The following is an 18,494-nucleotide window of genomic DNA, read 5'->3' as shown; positions in this document are numbered from 1 at the left end:
GATGGAGTGATGGTGAAACTGATTGCAGGGCTGTTGATCCTGGCAGCGTTGGGATTACTGGTGTATTCCGTTTTGCAGGATCGAGATCGATCGGGGCGTAGCCGGGGCGTGAGTGGTCGGATTGATGGCAAGCTGTTGAAGGCGACGAAGGGCGATCGGGCCTTGGCGGAACGGTTGCTCCAGGGCGCACGCTTGAAGTATCCCGGTAAGCCCGATCGCTGGTATGTGGACAAGGTGCTGTATGACTTGCAACGGGATGGTGCAGGCCCCGTGCGTTAGAATGGCTCAATTCACGTTTTTTTCCCATTCACTGTCTTTTCTTGGCAATCAATAGAAAATCAAGGTTTGTTGAATAAATAAACAATTGCTTCAAACAATACACAATTGTTAAATCCCTAGGAGAAGTTAGGAAACTGTCCTGACAATGGAAAGTGAAGCATTCAAGTCATAGGCTATGCCGTACCTTTGTGAATTAAATAACGGACAGCGAATATATCTCGATAATATCGGTCAGCAAACCACAATGACGATCGCGTCATCCCAGCCCGGTCAGCAACAGCAATCGGGCACGAGTTTCACAACTGGAGCCTGGGTCGCGCCGCCGGAAGCCTTGCAATTTTCCAATGGTGCGGTGATTAAACTGCGCACGGAGCAGGGGGAACTTGCCATCCAAGTGCAGGGCTCAAGTGCAGCCATGGTGCAAGGTTTTCCGGCGGGCAGCCAAGGGCAGGCGCTGCAAATGCAACAGACGGCGACGATGACGGGAATGCAACCCATGCCAGGAATGCAGCCCATCCCAGAAATGCAGCCCATGCCAGGAATGCAGCCCATCCCAGAAATGCAGCCCATGAAGTCTATGCCGGGAATGCAACCCATGCAACCCATGCAACCCATGCGGATGGGGGATATGCAGATGAACTCGAATCCAATGGAAATGCGAATGGGGAATATGGAAATGCGGATGGGGAACCCGACGGCAAATGCTTCCGTTTCTTCAGCTTCGGCTGCTTCAAATGTCTCCTCTAGCGTTTCTTCTAGTGTTGCCTCTACGGGTTCTTCTAGTGCTGAATTGAATGCTAAGCGCTTTTGTACCCAGTGTGGGAATGCTGTGCAACCCACCGATCGCTTTTGCGCTAGTTGCGGTCATCAATTGAGCTAGAGTTTGCTGAAAGGGGTACTGTGCCCTAGGGACGGTATCACCCGAAGGGCTGGAGGCTTATCGAAGTTTGATAAACTTGCCAGGTTCCACTTGAGAGAGGGAAATCGGTTCTGACTGGGTGATTAACTGAGCATTTTTGTAGGTGTCTTTTAAAAAGCGGGGGCTGGCTGCGGGTTCTACCCAAAGTCTGTAGGCAAAGGTTTCGACTTTAGATCGATCGAGCATTGCGCCGCTGTTATCGCTGTAGGTGGATTCTCGGCCAAGGAAGGTGAGGTTGCCATTACCCAGTTCAAACAGGCTAATCCCCCGACCTGCGTAACCTTGATTCAGTCCCCCAAAGGTCAGCATCAGTTCGGTCAAGCCATTTTGGTTAACGTCTGGAGCGGACAGCATGCCATACATCAAGCCGTTCTCCCCGTAGAGGTAATGGGCGACAACAGTTTCGTTTTCCAGAATTAAAATGCCACCTAAACCAAAGGTGCGACCGGATTCGCAGAGGGTGTAGAGAAAGGCGCTTTGGTTCGTGTTAGGGCGGGTAAACGAGCCTTCAGCTCTGCCAATGATGCTCACACCCTCCGTTCCAGGGCCATTGGAGTCGGGGCTGAAGCGACTCGGTAGGTCTAGATCGCAGTCAAATTGGTTATGGGGACGGATTTTTTCTTTGTCTTCACTAACGGCTTTATTCACCATCGATCGAGCGATTCCACTAACGGCAGCTTCTTCTTTATACGTGACGTTACGCCCATCATAGAGCTCGATCGATGTTTCTGATTTCTCTTGGGATTTTTCTTTTTGATCTACGGATGCACTGACAGGTTCGCTCTCGGGATTACTATTCGATTCGATCGGCGCTGCAGTCGCGACGGTAGTGGTTTGGGGCTGCGGTGGCACTGGGTTGCTGGAAGCGGAAGTTTTGGGGGGCGCGCTGCATGCGATCAGGGTGAGGCTACTCAATAGGCAACCGAGGGGCATGGTGAACAGTTGGCGGGCGATCGAGGGGCGGTAATTCCACATGGTTTGTTCTTGCCTAAAGGTATGGGGGGCAAAACCGGGTGATGCATGGCGGACTGAATCGGCGATGGTGGCAAATATCCCAGAGTTCGTTCCACTTATGCAGATTATGCAGAGGGTGTGGAATCAGGTTCTACTGGCGGATTATCTGGTTTCTCAATTTCCCAATGGCGAGGGGGATGGAGCCAGCTTTGCTCGTTGGGGGTCCATTGGATGGTAAACGGGTAGCGATGCCAGTGGTAATCATAGGTCAGGTTCCAGTCAGGGCTAAACAACCCGACATTGACAAAATAATTGCCACCACTCAAATCTAGACGATCGACTTGCAAGGAGATTCTGCGGCGATCGGTGGCTACTGGCAAGATTAAGCGAGGGGTAGCAGTATTCGTATTGAAATAGATCTGGCCGTCATCTTGACTGATGCTAATGCTGACAATAACGTTCTCTAATTCCTGATGGCCTTCGTATTCAACCATAATCCGTAAGCCATCACCCGCAGCAATCTCGATCGAATTGACTTCAGTAATGCGTTCTCCCTGGAGATTTGTGAGTTCCACCTGTTTAATCTCTACTTCCTGGGAAAAGCTGTGGAGTTGGCGCATATGGGCTTTGAGATCCATCTTCCCGGCGTAGCGACTAGCCACCAATTCCGTATCCCCGTAGGCTTTCACCTGCCCGCGCTCCAGCCACAGCGCTTGATCACAAAGATCTTTAACTTGGTCGGTGTTGTGGGAAATCAGAACGATCGCACAACCGTTTTTTTTCAGTTCCATAATGCGATCGAGGCACTTTTTCTGAAAGGCTAAATCGCCTACGGACAGAAATTCATCGACTAATAACACCTCAGGCCGAGTGTGCACCGCCACTGCAAACCCTAAGCGCATCTGCATCCCCGTGCTAAAGGTTCGCAAGGGATTATCAATAAAAGCTTCGAGTTCGGCAAATTCCACGATCGCGTCGAAGCGTTGTAAGGCTTCTTGGCGGGTCAGGCCCCCGACGATCGCGCTAATCAGGGCATTTTCTCGGCCCGTCAGATCGGGATGAAACCCCGCGCCCAAGTCCAACAGGGCACCCATACGACCGGACACCTGTACCTGCCCCTCATCGGGGCGCACAATGCCACTCAGCACTTGCAGCAACGTCGATTTGCCTGCGCCGTTGTGTCCAATCACGCCCAGCATTTGTCCCGGCATAACCGTAAAGCTCACGCCTTGCAGCGCCCAAAAGGTTTCCGTCGCGCCCATGCGTCGCCATCCCGCCAGCGCGGCTTCCATGATCGTGCGGGGCCGTTCCGTGTGGTAACGGGCGTAACGTTTTCCTAGGTTTTGCGCAACGACGGCAGGTTTCATGAACCAGTTTCCACAACAGCTAAATGTCCCGAATTTTCTATTTGATCCCCCTCAAAATCTCCCTTATTAATGGGGATTTTGAATGCATTTCTCATGTTCCCCCGTTTTTAAGGGGGGCTAGCGGGGATCTCAACCCACTTTACGATCGACTAAAACATGCCTATGGCATCTCTCTTAAGATGATTACACCTCCTCGACAAATCTTGCACTTTGATGTTTGAAAATACGATACCCGATCGGTAAGAGTAAAGCGCAGAGGATGACTAAGCTGAATAGGGCAGGCCACTCGGGAAAACGGCCATCAATCAAGACTGCCCGGTAGGTATCGATGAGAATGACGAAGGGATTGCAACGGTAATAGGTGCGGAATGCGGCGGGGACTTGTTCGATCGTATAGAAAATGGGGAGTAAGTAAAATAGAAGTTGCAATAGCACCCCTAATGTATGTTGGGTATCGCGGAAGGTAACGTTTAAGGCTGCTAATGGATAGGCCAGACTGAGGGTGATTAGGAACTGCAAAATTACCGCGATCGGGAATAGTAATAAACTGCTAGACATCTGAACTTGTTCAATGAATAGAAAAATGCATAGTGCAGGTAAAGCTAACAGAAAATGAATCAAACCTGTGGTGACTGTAACAATGGGCAAAATGGCTACTGGAAAACCGGGTTGGCGAATTAAAGGTCGGTTACCTGTGATTAGTCCCGTTGCATGGAAGAGGGCTGTCTGTGTCCACGTCCAAATTAGAATGCCGCTGAAGGCATAGGAAATGTAATGTTCAATGTTTAATCCTCTCAGAATGGCTCGAAAGACAAAGGAGAAAACAACCAACTGTAAAAGTGGATTTAACAACGTCCAAGCGATTCCTAACAGCGATCGCTTATAGAGCAGTTTTAAATCCCGTACCACCAATTCCCACAGTAAATCTCGGTAGTAAATCAACTGTCGTCGCTTGAATTTTTTCCCCTTGCGCAGGGGGGCAAGGGGGGATTGAAAGTCATGCATAAATTAGTTGTTGGGATGAGTGAAGAGTTGATCCCCCTAAATCCCCCTTCAAAAGGGGGACTTTGAATCGACGATCGTGCATCGATTGCGAAAAACAAACTTGCAATCTAATCCCCCCCTTTTTAAGGGGGGCAAGGGGGGATCGAATCCAACAACGGAGAACAGATCCCCCTAAATCCCCCTTCAAAAGGGGGACTTTGAATTGACGATCGTGCATCGATTGCGAAAAACAAACTTGCAATCTAATCCCCCCCTTAATAAGGGGGGCAAGGGGGGATCGGATCGTGCAGTGAAGAGTTGATCCCCCTAAATCCCCCTTCAAAAGGGGGACTTTGAATTGACGGTCGTGTATCCATTGCGAAAAACAAACTTGCGATCTAATCCCCCCCTTATTAAGGGGGGCTAGGGGGGATCGAAAACTCGGGGAAGAACGAAATCTACACATAAATCCAACGTTCAATGAGAAATGAATGAAGCCAGGGAAGATCTCTCGCCTATCCCGGCGGGGATTCAGGCAGGGAGGGCTGACTCGATAGCAATTGCGTGGATTGAACTTGAACAGAGTTGTCAGCTTCCAATAGCGTCGATCTCTGATCCTTGGGAATATAAGGTTGGCTGCGACCGATGCGTTGCACCCGTTTTTTGCTTTGGGCATAGCTCCAAAAGGAAGATAAATAGCCCCAAATTTCGCTACGCAATAGACCCCACGGCGTTTGATGCCGTCCCAAAACCCGATCGCACATCCGTTGGGTCAAATAGCGGGGCATTTCCTTAAACAGTTGTAAAAATCCCCGGCGATCGCGCTCCTGCCGCCACATCAGAATGTGATAACACATCCCCCCGCGCATATGCCCCACCGTTTGGCGATAGAGGCTCTGCATGCTCTGACGGTGGTGGTGCCAAGCATAGGCATCCGGTTCGTAAACGAGGGTAAAACCTGATCTCAGCACTTTGTAAATTAGGTGATTTTCTTCGCCGCCCAAGGTGGGGGTGCCAGGGCCGAGGACTTCATCCATTAACCCGATCGTCGGATGGGAAAAAATCGTCGATCGAAAAGCCGCATTGGCCGAGACGCCCAACTCCCAAATTGGCGGTGCACAGATCTCAAAGGAGTCCAGCCAGCGTTTATCCACTTCAAAAGGGACAAATCCAGGGCTGAGTCCCCCTTTCAGATTTTCAAACATCACCTGGGCTGGGGTTGCCAGTTCCAGGGGCAAAACATTTCCCGTCACCACCATCACCTCAGGCCGCGCCATGGGCGCAATCAACGTTTCCAACCAATCGGGCGGCACCACCACATCATCATCCACCATCGCCACAATGTCTCCGGTGCTGGCTGTAATGGCGGTATTCCTAGCGTAGGAACTGCCAGCGCGGGTTTCGGGTATATATTTCACAGTGGGAAACTGGGCCACGATCGGCGCGGTGATGCCGGACTGGGGCCGATTATCTACCACAATCACTTCAAAGGGCCGATCGGTGTTTTGCGATAACACATGCTGCAAACAGCGGACTAAATCCTGGGGGCGATCGCAGGTGGGAATGATCACACTCACCGTCATGGATTGCGGCAATCGGTCATAGCGCTGAGCCGTTTGGGGAATCTGCGTCATGCCCTTAGGCGTCCAGTGATCGGCGATCGCCTGTTGGGTACGGTTCCAGGCTTGGGCGGTGTCCGATTGGTAGGGGAGGGCGAGTAACTCTAGGGTTAGCTGCTTGGCGATCGCCTGGGCCAAGCGAGTTGGCGACATTGGCTGTCCGTCGTGGGCAATATCCACGGAACCGATTAAGCGACTGCCTAGTTTGACAAAGATCCGTACTGCCTGAGCTTCTGGGGCTTCCAGGACTTTCGGCAAAGGTTGGGCCAGATCCACTTCCCGCACGGCCATGGTCAGCGATAACGCAGGCGCTTGCAGGGCCAAGGGGGTGGGCGGCAGGGCGGCAACTTGCTGGAGTGCTTTGTCATAGCTGCCCCAACTGCCGATCGCCCCGCGTAGTTCTGCCCACTTCCACAACCGTGGAATATAGCGTCCCCCCACAATCAACATGAGGATCCAGGTCAGTTTCCAGCAGCCCAGCAGGAAAAAGCGTCCCTTCAAATCCGGGTAGCGACGACGCCCCATGGTCACATAGCTGAAAAAGCTACGTCCAAATTGTTGGGCAGATCGGGCCATTTCCCGCCGGGTTTCCGGTAGGGGATAGCGTACTACTAAGGCGGGTTCATACAGTCCCGTTTGTCCGGCCAATAAGCCCCGACAGAACAGTTCCCATACCCCACAGCCCAAGCCCGTTAGCTTTGGTAAATCCAGCGCCGGATCAAAGTTGCCGATCGCACTCAAGGCTGATCGTCGTAGAGCAAAATTCATTGGAGCCGCCATTTGCATCCGGCCCAACTCCGGCCAAGGAGGATTGGCTGACCAGTGGAACCAGCGACGCTCATGGCCCCGCTCCAAGCTGTAACCCACTTCATAGCGCCGATCGCGATCGTGCTCGATGCAAGTTGGCACCACCAATCCGGTCAGCAGGGAAAGGTTTGGATGCTGGATAAAACTTTGAACGATCGTCGTCAACCAAGCCCGATCAACCTGGGCTAGCGGCGTCGTGAAGGCCACGATTTCCCCTTGGCTTTCCTGAAGGGCCAAGTTCCGTGCGGCGTTGACGCTGGGATTGTCCGTCGATCGGTAACGGAAGCTGGGATAGTCCGTGCGGATCAGGCTTTGTAGGCGATCGTTGCAAGGGGTAATTTCAACGATGATCACCGTAAGTTCCGCCGTAGGCATCGTCGCGATCGCCTGCTGAACCGCTTGCTGGAGGAATTGAAGTCCTTCGGTGGCGCGATCGGCTTCCTCCGGCAGAACGGGGACAACGACGGTTAACGAGGGCCAAGGCTGGCTTGCAGGAGTTTGCCGATCGCTGCGATCTTGCAGCAAACCGTTTTCGTCTAACCAATCCGCCACCCGCCAACTGCCGACTGTAGGCCGCAGTAACCGTTGGGCCAGCAGTTTTTGGCTGACAGGACGGGCGTACTTAGGAAAAATGGCCTCGGCGATCGCGGCGGCGGAACAGATGCCACTGCGTACCGGAATCCAAACCCAACCCAGCACTTCCCCCCATAGGCGCACCAATCCCTGTACCTGTTGATAACTCCCCAAGCCTGTCAGCGTGGGTAAAGGTTGGCTCAGTTCGATGTCAATAAACTTTTGGCGGTAGGACATGGTGTCGGATCTGAGTGAGGATCCCTCTTATCAAGGGAGACTTTGAGTTGAAGATGATGAACGAATAGAACAGAAAAGTATTCAATCCGGTTCCCCCTTTTTTAAGGGGGGCTAGGGGGGATCGAGTCTCTAGCGATAAACGATCTGCCTTTTTTTATGGGTGGTTGGCGGCTGGTTCCGAGCTGCTTGACCCGCAGGTACGATCGCCCCAAGGCCCAAGGCCCAACCCAAGTGCCTAGCATTTCCCAGAGAACCAGTTGAATGGGGTAGGCACTCCAGCCGCGCAAGCGATGGTAAATTCGTCTGGCATCGTGCACATTAATGCCCACCAGAAGATTCATCAACCCTCGCCATTCCCCGTCGTGAAACAATGCCGTTAAGTGATGCCCCACATGGCCTTTGCGATAGTTATACACCTGTCGGCAGAGGGCTGTCATGTCCCGACGATGGCAATGCCACACCCAAGCACTGGGTTCATAGACCAACGTGCCCCCCGATCGCACGACTCGATAGAGAAAATAGGTATCCTCCCCGCCACCGATCGGCAGTCCTGCCCCAAGGAATTCGCTAAACAACCCGACTTTGGGATGGTTGAATAACTCAGCCCGAAAGGCCGCATTGGCGGTGGCTCCCAATTCCCAGGTGGGGGGCGAAAACCAGCGGGTTTGCTGGGCCCAAGTTAGATCGGCCTCTCGACGGTTCCAGCCCCGCCCCAAGCCGCCGTAGTGATGCTCAAAAAGCTTCTGGGCACGGGTTTCTAGCTCGATCGGCAAAATATGCCCCGTCACGGCGATCACCTCCGGGCGGCTAAAGGGGGCCAGTAACGACTCCAGCCAATCCGGTGGCACCCGCACATCATCATCCACCATGGCCACGATCGCCCCTCGGCTGGCTAGAATTCCAGCATTGCGGGCGTAGGAACTGCCTTGGCGCGGCTCCTGGACTAATTTCACCTTAGGAAATTGCTGTACGATTTCCGGGGTCATACCCGAGGCTGGATGGTTGTCCACCACGATGATTTCCACGGGGCGATCGCTGTTTTGCTGCACTAAGCCCGTCAGACAGGCTTGCAAATCCTGGGGCCGATCGTAGGTGGCGACAACGATCGACACGGCGATGTCCTGGGGCAATGGCGGATCGATGGGCTGAATCTCCCACCGGGGTTGAGTTGCAGGCGGATCGATCGAAGGCTCTAATCTCATGGTGTGTTGCGTGTCTCCTGCCGCGATCGTGCCCATTCACAAATCATGCCACTGGCCGTTGCGACTTGGGCCAGTAGAATCAAGAACGCTAGACCCGTCGCCCAGAGCATCGTCCGGAGGTTTTTGGGGGTAACCGTGCGATAGGGATAGCTCAACAGGTTGCGGTAAAAACGCAGGCGATCGGTCTGGGATTGGGCTCCAACTAGGGGTGATTCTGGGGGAGATTTTGGGGGTGATTCTGGGGCTAGTTTTGATGGGGATTGCCGCTGGGTGTGCTGTTGCTGGAAGCGAAATCCACCGCGACCGTAGTTAAAATGCTGTTTCCAGAAACTCCATAGATTTAAATCATGGCTATGGAAGACCTGGGCTGCGGGGCAATAGATCAACGGCTCGGCTTGCTGGTTCCAGCGATCGCACAGTTCCCGATCCTCCGAGGCGATGCGAAAGGCTGGATCGAATCCCCCCAAGGCTAGGAAGCGATCGCGCGGTACCACCAGATTATTGGAGGTAAAAAAACGAGGGGCTTGGGGATTGTGGGCGAAGTACTGATAGAGGTAGCTGATGATGAGCTGGCTGGCTTCGGCACAGGGATTGCGGGTGAGGCGGTTATGAATGGCTCCGCCAATCAGGGCAGTGGGATGGATCTGAATTTGGGTTGCGAGGGTGTTTAACCAACGGCGATCGGGCTGACAATCATCGTCGGTAAAGGCCAGATAATCGCCGCGTGCCTGGGTTGCGCCGTGGTTACGGGCGGCTCCGGGGCCAGCATTGGGTTGCTGGATTAAGGTCAATGCGAGTTTACTCTGCCAGGGTTCCACGATCGCCTCTAAGGGCTGGGTACCGCCATCATCCACGACAATCACCTCAAACCGATCGCGGGGGTAATCCATCTGTGCGATCGCCTGCAAGCAAGCCTGTAAAGGGCGAGGCCGATTGTAGGTCGGCACAATCACGGAAAATCTAAGATGGACATCTGAAGATTGGCTCATTCAACGGCATGGGTTCAAGTTTTGATCAAAATCCTATGGTCAAAATAATTGATGAGCTTCAGTGTAGACTATCAGCCTCCAAAATATTATTGAGTTGAATGTATTGCATAAAAATGTACTGTATAAAATTGTTTGTGCAGATGCTTTAGCTGCTTTTGCGGATGTTTGCGTTTACACTGCCCATCCTCTCAATAATTCTGTAGCTTGTTTCCTCGTAAATATACTGAATCAAATCTCCTGCCAGTGAGGCTTGTAGTAAATGGGTTTCATAGGAGTTTCATCCAAGGTTTGTAAAAGATTCAAATAGGCAAAAAATGCTCCAACTTGTCCATTCTATTGCTCCATAAAGGGTCTATAGACCTAAGGGGCTACACAGATTTTGATCGATCGGGCGTTATTTCAGGCTTTCTCACTCAAAATGAGGATTGACAACCCATTGACAATCTATTGATGACATTGGGTGAAATCAACAGAAATCATCGAAATCCTAGGTAACTTGCAAAAAGGGAGATCTATATTCAGGATTCTTCACAATCGCTTGTAATTTCTAGGGGAAAATTCGGATTCCTACAAAGAGTCGATGAAGAGAATGGATCGGCTGTAGCTTGGCTCGAGGCGGATCTAATACCATGCGGGGCATGTGAGTAACAGAATATACACCGTTGAATTACTTAAGTAATTTCTAGCAACTTGGTGGCTTTTGTTACTTTTGCCTCCCATCCAGATACCGTTCAGATTCAGATCAGATTGTCCCCCTATGAGTCCTACTGCTTTCACTGCAGCGGTAAATAGAGCTCCTGCTATCTCCCTGCTTCACCCGTCAGAGATTTCCGTCATCATTCCGGTTTACAACGGAGGTGACAGTTTTCGCCGTTGTTTAGCCAGTTTAGAACAATTTGTGCCGCCTACGGTGGAAGTGATTGTTGTGATCGATGGGGGCAGTGATGCCTGTGAACAAGCGGCCCGATCGTTTGGAGCCAAAGTAATTCGCCTCGATCGTAACCAGGGGCCAGCCTATGCGCGGAATGTGGGTGCCCAGGCGGCTAGGGGGGATTTGTTATTTTTTATGGATGCGGATGTGGCAATCCACTGGGATACATTGACCCAGATTGCCTTAGCCTTTGAAGCGAATCCGGCTCTGGATGCCCTAATTGGTTCCTACGACGATACGCCGGGGGCTGTGAACTTTCTATCGCAATACAAGAATTTATTGCACCACTACACCCACCAAGTTTCCCGCGAGGAAGCCTCTACGTTCTGGGGGGCCTGTGGTGCCATTCGTAAATCCGTTTTCTTTGATGTTGGCGGATTTGATGAAGCCTATCGCTATCCGTCGATCGAAGACATTGAACTGGGCTATCGGCTAAGGCATCATCACTATCACATTGGTCTGTGTAAGCAAGTGCAGGTGACCCATCTGAAGCGCTGGGGCGTGCGATCGCTGCTGAAGGCGGATTTTTTCTACCGAGCTGTGCCTTGGACTGAACTGATTTGGCGCGATCGGATGTTGGTCAACGATTTGAACTTAGACACCAATAGCCGTCTTAGTGTCATTGCAGTTTATAGTTTGGCAGTTTTTATAACCTGTATTCCCTTTAGTCTCTGGGCAGTTAACGGCGTTATTGTCTGTAGCTTAGTTTTACTGTTATTGAATGCATCAGTCTATCGATTTTTTCTCCATAAACGCAGTTTGACTTTTACCCTTCAGGTTATTCCTTGGCACTGGCTATACTATGCCTACAGCGGGATTGCGTTTGTTCTCGGAACAGTGAAGTATTGGATGCAGTCTGGAAGCGGAGCCGATCGGTCGCAACGGGTTATGCTTGCTCAACCGCTTGCTCAACCCATGTCTAGCCTAGTCGCACAAAAACGATAAGCAATTTCCATCGTGGAGGTATCAACTGTGAAGCAACATCCTGTGGTGGTAATTGGGGCTGGCCCCGCTGGGCTGACTGCGGCCTATGAATTGGTGAAAAACGGTGTGAAGCCGTTGGTGCTGGAGCGATCGCATCAGGTGGGGGGCATTGCCCGGACAGAGGTGTATAAGGGCTATCGCTTTGATATTGGTGGCCATCGCTTTTTCACCAAAGTGGATGTGGTGAATCAATTATGGCAGGAGGTCATGGGGGATGAGTTTATCAAGGTGCCCCGTCTGTCGCGCATTTACTACAATGGCAACTACTTTAACTATCCCCTGGAATTGCTAGATACGTTGGGAAATTTAGGGATTCGTGAAAGTGCCAAGATTCTGCTGAGTTATCTCAAAGTGAAAGCCCGTCCAATTGCCTCCGAAGCCACGTTGGAGGATTGGGTGACGAATCGCTTTGGCCGTCGCTTATTCCGCACGTTTTTCAAAACCTATACGGAAAAGGTGTGGGGTATTGAATGCGACAAAATTGAGGCGGATTGGGCGGCGCAACGCATTAAGGGGCTGTCGCTGCGCACGGCGGTGATGAATGCGTTGTTCAAGGTGAATAACACGAAAACCTTGATTAAGGAGTTTGATTATCCTCGCCTAGGGCCGGGGCAAATGTGGGAGCGCTTCCAGCAGGCGATCGAGGCGCGGGGCGGTCAAGTGGTGATGAATACGGGGGTGGTGCAGATCAATCGCAAGGGCAACCGCATTTGTAGCATTACGACACGCCAAGCCGGGGAAACGCTGGAGGTTCCGGCGGAGCAGTTTATTTCCAGTATGCCAGTGACGGCGTTGGTGCAACGGCTGAATCCGCCTGCACCACCGGAGGTGCTGGAAGCAGCGCGATCGCTGAACTACCGTGCGTTTATCATTGTGCCGATCGTGATCGATCGGGCGGATCTGTTCCCGGATAATTGGATTTATATCCATAGCCCAGAGGTGAAGGTGGGGCGGATTCAGAATTTTAAAAATTGGAGTCCGGCGATGGTACCCGATCCGAGTAAAACTTGCTTGGGCATGGAGTATTTCTGTTCGGAAGGCGATGAGCTCTGGGAGATGTCCGATACGGAGTTGCTGGATTTGGCGACCCGTGAGGTGGCGGCGTTGGGCTTGGCTCCGATGGAAGCGGTGGAAGATGGAACGGTGATTCGTCAACCGAAGGCCTATCCGGTGTACGATCGCGACTATCGCCAGCATTTACAGGTGATTCAAGATTTTTTAAGTACGATCGAAAATCTACAAACGATCGGACGCAATGGCATGCACCGTTACAACAATCAGGATCATTCGATGCTAACAGCGGTGTTAGCGGCGCGGAACCTGTTTGGTGAATCCCATAATCTCTGGGATGTCAACACAGAACGCTCTTACCACGAGTCGTTTACTCAAGCAGATTGGCAAAAAAAGAAGCAACGGCAACAGATGACAGGAGTCGCTCGATCGAATCCGCTACTGGTTAATTGATGCTGGTCAATAAATACACTAGGTGCTAATTGGGATATCAAGTTGCATCAGTGGTCATGAATGGGATGGGGCATCTGGGGTATGAAGTTATTCCACAGATCTGGACGTGACATTGGTTAGGTCAGTGGAAAACTTCTTCGACCCACCACATTCTGTGACCCACCACAGGATGCATCACTCAAAAGTGAATGGGAACTATCGATTGTACTTCCGCGATTTTGACAGTCCCCCGGATCGAATTCGGGGGATTCTTGGATCATCGAGACCACATATCGAGACCACATAAGGCTACGTTAAATACAGTTCACGATCGAAATTGTCAAAGCCAAAACAAACTTCATTTGCCTGGAGTGAAGTAGGGGCCAGCGATCGAAGTCATGCATTAGAGACAACTTGGCTAGGGTTGTAATTCATAGATTTACAGCGTTCCATAGTTGCCGCCTAAGGCCGTGGTTTACTCCAGATAGAGTCTAGTGGTCACGCTAGACGTGTGTTAGAGCTTCCCATTCGCCCTATTCTCCTCAGTGCTGTGCTATGGCGGCGATCCCCACTGCTCTGTTCTCCCCAGTGCTCACATCCAGCAACCGGGAATTGTCATAGGTTGCAAACATAAATTGATTGGGTGCAACTCAGAAATTTATCCATACAATTGTTGTTAGGCGGATGTCTGAAAGGGGAACTATTTGCAATATTGGGTTGAGAGATCTCGTTGATGCTCTCTATGTTAAATCATCTGTCCATTTAGTGCTTTCGCAACTACGCCACTCTCACACAAGATGATCCTGCACTATGTATAGTCTGACTAAATTTACACTAAGGGAAATGACCGAGTGTGGGGCAGCGCTACGCAAACTTGGAGCTGGTGCAGTCAGTATGGAGGAAGTTGCAAATCGACTTGTGGGTTACTTTTACAACCAATTTCTCGATCCAGAAACTGGGCAAAGTGCCTTGGCCTTGGCTCGTATTTTTAAGACCCATGCCTATGGCGATCTCCCCTTAGACCTCCAACGGATCGCCCAACAGAACCTGGGATCTGCCTCGATTCAACCCAGCCTGAAATGTTTGACTTTATTGGCTACAGTGGGCGATCGGCCAGACTGGAATTCTCGAACTGCATCCACAGGTCACCAAGTGATTCCGCTGCCGAGTGAGGAGATGGTGACCCAAGCCCCGATGATTTCACAATTAATCCGGCAACTAGGCTTGACTATCGACAATATCATCGCACCCGATCCCGATCTGCTGGTGAATTTGCAAGAGCGCACCTATAACGTTTTTCATGTGCCAGAGGCGAAAAGCAGTCCCTACATTCCTGCCCAAGATGAGTTTGTCTGTCCCTTCCAAATTCAGTCAGTTCTAGGTTTTGGCGGCGTATTACCATCCGGTAACCTCATGGCAATTATTCTATTTTCTAAGGTTCCTATTCAACGGGAAACAGCAGAATTGTTCAAACCCCTTGCCCTAAATGCCAAAATAGCTATTTTACCCTTTGATCAAGGCACGATCTTTACACCCACACTTGTTTAAGTCTCTTCTGGTTAATTCTCTTCTAGTTTTGAATCTCTTTTAGCATCTCTTTTAGCATAATTTTTTTCTGGTTAGGCAGGCCCAGTCACCGTGAATGCCTACTCCCTTGGCAGGGGATTAATCCTGGTAGGAATCAGTGCAGGAGTCGATCTCTCGCAGTATTCATCACAACTAAAGTTTCAAGACAGATAACCCCAAATTCATCTTTTGCTTTAACAACACTATAAGTTTCAGGTCTGTTTGTAAGTTAGAGCATCGCTATGAGTCTATCCCTACCCCAAGACAGCAGTCGCCAACCTTCGGCAACCAGCGAATCGGCCACTAGCGAAGTGGAGCAACTCAGGGCACAGGTGATCGCCTTAGAACAGTTGCTTGAGGTCTATGAGCAGGAGTCTATGGATAAAGCTGGCAAACTGGAGCAAGCCTTAGCTGACCTCCATTGCCATGCCCAGCACCTGACCCATGCAGAATCCGCCCTTTCAACTCTGCGATCGATGTTAAACAGCATCGGTGATCCGGTCATGGTGGTAGATCAGCAAGGCAATTTTCTGTTTCTCAATACCTTTGTTGAAAGTTTGTTAGGCATTAGCCCGGATTGCTCATCGCTGCAAAGGTGGGCGCAGACGTGGGGGGCTTATCACTCAGACCAAACGACGCTTTATCCTTTGGAATCTTTCCCGCTGTTTCAAGCCATGCAAGGGAAAAACGTGGAGGCTACGGAGATATTCGTGCGTCTTGAACCCTCCTTGGAGGGCCATTGGTTTAGTTTAACTGCGCGGTCTTTTTACGATCAGGCAAACACTGTTCAGGGTGGAATTGCTGTTTTCCATAACATTACCAGTTTGAAACAAACTGAGATTGCCCTCCGCCAATCAGAAACCTGTTCTCGTGAGCAGGCTCAGCAACTGCAGCAGGCACTGCATGACCTCCACAAGATGCAAACTCAGCTGATTCAAACTGAAAAAATGTCGAGCTTAGGCCAAATGGTGGCAGGCATTGCCCATGAAATCAATAATCCAGTTAATTTTATTCATGGCAATCTGGTTTGTGTACAAAATTACATTCAAGATTTGATTGAATTCACTGAGCTCTTGCAAGCGCATTCTCCCCAAGCTATTCCTGTTGTGCAAGATAAAGCGGAAGAGATTGCTCTAGAGGATTTATTAGCCGACTTACCCAAAGCGCTCTCCTCCATGCGGGTGGGCACCGATCGAATTCGTCAGATTGTCCTATCTCTCAGAAATTTTTCGCGCCTGGATGAAGCCAGTCTCAAGAGCGTTGATATCCATGAAGGGATTGAGAGTACGCTGATGATTTTGCAACATCGACTTAAACCCAACGCGAAAAAGGCGGGGATTGCCATCCGTCGAGTCTATGGTGATTTGCCGCTTGTAGAGTGTTATCCAGGGCAACTCAATCAGGTGTTTATGAATATCTTGAGCAATGCGATTGATGCCCTAGAGATGGATCAAGATCAGCATTCTTCTAGTCAAATTACCATTTGCACGTCTGTGGTCGATTCTAAGAGGATCATGGTTTCGATCTCGGATAATGGCTGCGGCATTCCTGAACCCATTCAGAATCGTATCTTCGATCCATTTTTTACGACGAAACCGGTTGGGAAGGGGACGGGCATGGGCTTGTCCATCAGTTATCAAATTATCACCGTCACCCATGCTGGTAAGTTAGAGGTTTTTTCGACCCCTGGCCAAGGTACTGAGTTTGTAATTCAGATTCCCATTCAACAGGAAGTTGGTGAAACTGCATAACGACAAAATACCAGCGATCGCTGGAAACTCCAAGAATTCTGTTATCCCGTTCAAGCATTTCCAATTTCCTGGTTTGTCTAATCAGCATGAGATCCATAGAAGGGCTGTAACTGTGTGTGGCAAGTTGACATGAACCGCAGTATGGCAATGGAAATCGCTACTCTAGGTTAACTAGACTGTCCTAGTGAGCTAGACTGTCCTACACTGAATCAGAAATACTGCCAGATCTAATGACGTCGCTGCCACTCAGCTGCGCTGGCAGCAGCGATCGGGGTCGGATCACCACTATTGGAAAGATACAAAACTCCCGGATCATTGGCAGGTGTAATCTGCACCGGAACGCTCTTCAGTGTTGTCAGTTAGTAAATAACCCATCCTGAATTCCGGTTTTGATCCTCCTTAGGGAACAGCGCATCAATAAAATCCCAATTGGGTAGGGGTAGGAGAGTAAAAGGGTAAAAGGGTAGGGGAATGAAGAGGGGATATTATTTCTTGGCAAATCCCTTAGGAAAACTCAGCGATCGCACCTATTCCAAAGCCCGATCTCGTTCCATCATGCTGATGTATTTCCAATCAGAACCGAGGACGGGAATGGGGGGACTCCAACGAATCCGTTCGCAAAACCGTACTACTTGCAGTTGGTTGATCGTGGATTGGATTTCTTCGCGGGTGCCGAGGAGGTAAATTTGGAAGGGTCTGCGGGAATCGTCGATCGAATTTTCTGGGCGATCGCTGCCGCCGAAGCCAGTAAACATGGGATTTCTCCTGATTGTAGGGACGGGAAGAAACCCCAAAAATTAAAGCCACCCTTTTGCGCAGGACAAGTAGGGTGGCCCGATCGAATGTTACAATCCGTGTCAGACCGCCTTGCTGGTCGTCTCAGCTTGGGGGTTTAGCTGCCCTTTGTTGGGCTCAATCAACATTGGGTAGCGCCTTAATTTTCGGGAGCTTAAGCTGATTCAATCGGGAAGTTCAACACGGTTGTACTCAGCTATGAGAAACAAGCCTACGGACAAACGAAGGTTCTGTCAACCGTATTTCAAAATTTTGCAATCCTGTAATATTTGGCAATGTCGTAGGGCGATCGCCAAAATTATAGCGGTAGCCAAAATCGTTAGAACAAGCATATTTTTGATTGCAGATCGTTCGATATATTGAGTCGTGAACGGCTGCGTTAACGGTAACGATGAAGCTGAGATGACCTACAAGTTTGTTCATCTGGCAGACTGTAGGTCCCTCAGGGGGGGTTGGCAAAAGTGGGCGGCTCATTGGCCCAGAATCTCGTCCGCGAAAGCAGCGATCGGGGTAGTTATGAGCGATCGTGTAGTTTCTCCCTCATTCGTGTGATGCAAAGTTCGATCGGCTTTTCAGATTATTTCGTGAGTAGTCGTTCCGAGTTGAATTTTCAGACAATATTCCTTATTAGCCCAGCCTAACCGATCGTTGCACCTGACTGGCAATGCTACACTGTCTTCAGCAAAATCAACTCGCAACAGGTGAACTTTGCGTTAGGTACATATTCCTTCCCCACACCTTAGTCCTTGACGGCTAGTAACGTATAAGTTACTATCAATCTAGTATGAAAGTTCAAGAATATATTAGAGAAGATGGTTCAAGCCCTTATCAGAAATGGTTCGATGGTCTGGATGCCATAGCTGCAGCAAAGGTGACGGTTGCTAAGTCTCGTCTAGAGTTATTACCTCGGCAATTAAATAGAGTGAATTCTACAATGCAGCATAAGCAATCGATGGATGCTTGAAATAGTTTTTGACGCGAGCAGGCAACTTCTGCAACTTTCGCAATTGAGATAACAGACGCCGCTTGAGTTGACCGGGGTGACGAGTTGGGGGTTTGTCATGAATGAGTTGCTTTGTATCCTGATTCAAGTA

13 protein-coding genes are annotated in these 18,494 nt (G+C 50.4%); 6 read left to right on the top strand and 7 right to left on the bottom strand.

Annotated features, from left to right (window positions below; genetic code table 11):
- The first annotated feature begins 9 nt into the window (after positions 1-9).
- Both ACN4EG_RS15305 and ACN4EG_RS15300 read left to right on the top strand, forming a co-directional pair.
- On the top strand, positions 10-279 hold the full coding sequence (locus tag ACN4EG_RS15305; protein WP_431630676.1) for a hypothetical protein: 270 nt from the start codon (positions 10-12) through the stop codon (positions 277-279).
- Between the two features lie 175 nt (positions 280-454).
- Entirely contained in the window at positions 455-1,159 is a 705-nt protein-coding gene (locus ACN4EG_RS15300; protein WP_431630675.1) for a zinc ribbon domain-containing protein, read from the top strand.
- A 57-nt stretch (positions 1,160-1,216) separates the two neighbouring features.
- On the opposite strand, the gene ACN4EG_RS15295 is transcribed toward ACN4EG_RS15300, so the two are convergent.
- The 6 genes from ACN4EG_RS15295 to ACN4EG_RS15270 all read right to left on the bottom strand — a co-directional run bounded on the left by ACN4EG_RS15295 (position 1,217) and on the right by ACN4EG_RS15270 (position 9,930).
- Complete coding sequence (locus tag ACN4EG_RS15295) at positions 1,217-2,173, bottom strand: hypothetical protein (RefSeq protein ID WP_431630674.1); 957 nt, start codon at positions 2,171-2,173, stop codon at positions 1,217-1,219.
- Positions 2,174-2,277: 104 nt separating this feature from the next.
- A complete protein-coding gene (locus tag ACN4EG_RS15290) occupies positions 2,278-3,519 on the bottom strand; it encodes an ABC transporter ATP-binding protein (RefSeq protein ID WP_431630673.1) in 1,242 nt (413 codons plus the stop codon).
- Positions 3,520-3,702: 183 nt separating this feature from the next.
- Positions 3,703-4,524, bottom strand: a complete 822-nt coding sequence (locus tag ACN4EG_RS15285) for an ABC transporter permease (protein WP_431630671.1) — start codon at positions 4,522-4,524, stop codon at positions 3,703-3,705.
- 494 nt (positions 4,525-5,018) lie between these two features.
- A complete protein-coding gene (locus tag ACN4EG_RS15280; RefSeq protein ID WP_431630669.1) occupies positions 5,019-7,739 on the bottom strand; it encodes a glycosyltransferase in 2,721 nt (906 codons plus the stop codon).
- 101 nt (positions 7,740-7,840) lie between these two features.
- On the bottom strand, positions 7,841-8,941 hold the full coding sequence (locus tag ACN4EG_RS15275) for a glycosyltransferase family 2 protein (protein ID WP_431630668.1): 1,101 nt from the start codon (positions 8,939-8,941) through the stop codon (positions 7,841-7,843).
- Entirely contained in the window at positions 8,938-9,930 is a 993-nt protein-coding gene (locus ACN4EG_RS15270; protein WP_431630667.1) for a glycosyltransferase, read from the bottom strand. The genes ACN4EG_RS15275 and ACN4EG_RS15270 overlap by 4 nt, the downstream gene beginning before the upstream one ends.
- Before the next feature lie 757 nt (positions 9,931-10,687).
- On the opposite strand from ACN4EG_RS15270, the gene ACN4EG_RS15265 reads away from it, so the two are divergent.
- The 4 genes from ACN4EG_RS15265 to ACN4EG_RS15250 all read left to right on the top strand — a co-directional run bounded on the left by ACN4EG_RS15265 (position 10,688) and on the right by ACN4EG_RS15250 (position 16,605).
- Positions 10,688-11,806: a glycosyltransferase family 2 protein gene (locus tag ACN4EG_RS15265; RefSeq protein WP_431630666.1), complete on the top strand. Its 1,119-nt coding sequence runs from the start codon at positions 10,688-10,690 to the stop codon at positions 11,804-11,806.
- Between the two features lie 27 nt (positions 11,807-11,833).
- Positions 11,834-13,309, top strand: coding sequence for an NAD(P)/FAD-dependent oxidoreductase (locus ACN4EG_RS15260; protein WP_431630665.1), 1,476 nt, complete (start codon positions 11,834-11,836; stop codon positions 13,307-13,309).
- A gap of 822 nt (positions 13,310-14,131) precedes the next feature.
- The gene (locus tag ACN4EG_RS15255; protein ID WP_431630664.1) at positions 14,132-14,836 is read left to right on the top strand and encodes a hypothetical protein; all 705 of its coding nucleotides are present in this window, start codon (positions 14,132-14,134) and stop codon (positions 14,834-14,836) included.
- Between the two features lie 260 nt (positions 14,837-15,096).
- Entirely contained in the window at positions 15,097-16,605 is a 1,509-nt protein-coding gene (locus tag ACN4EG_RS15250; RefSeq protein ID WP_431630661.1) for a PAS domain-containing sensor histidine kinase, read from the top strand.
- Between the two features lie 527 nt (positions 16,606-17,132).
- On the opposite strand, the gene ACN4EG_RS15245 is transcribed toward ACN4EG_RS15250, so the two are convergent.
- Positions 17,133-17,360, bottom strand: coding sequence for a hypothetical protein (locus ACN4EG_RS15245; protein ID WP_431630660.1), 228 nt, complete (start codon positions 17,358-17,360; stop codon positions 17,133-17,135).
- Positions 17,361-18,494 lie beyond the last annotated feature (1,134 nt).

Origin of the sequence: Alkalinema pantanalense CENA528 (genome assembly GCF_050753345.1) — a bacterium.
Classification (GTDB): Bacteria; Cyanobacteriota; Cyanobacteriia; order Leptolyngbyales; family Leptolyngbyaceae; genus Alkalinema; species Alkalinema pantanalense.
This window is presented reverse-complemented; position numbering and strand designations above follow the sequence as displayed.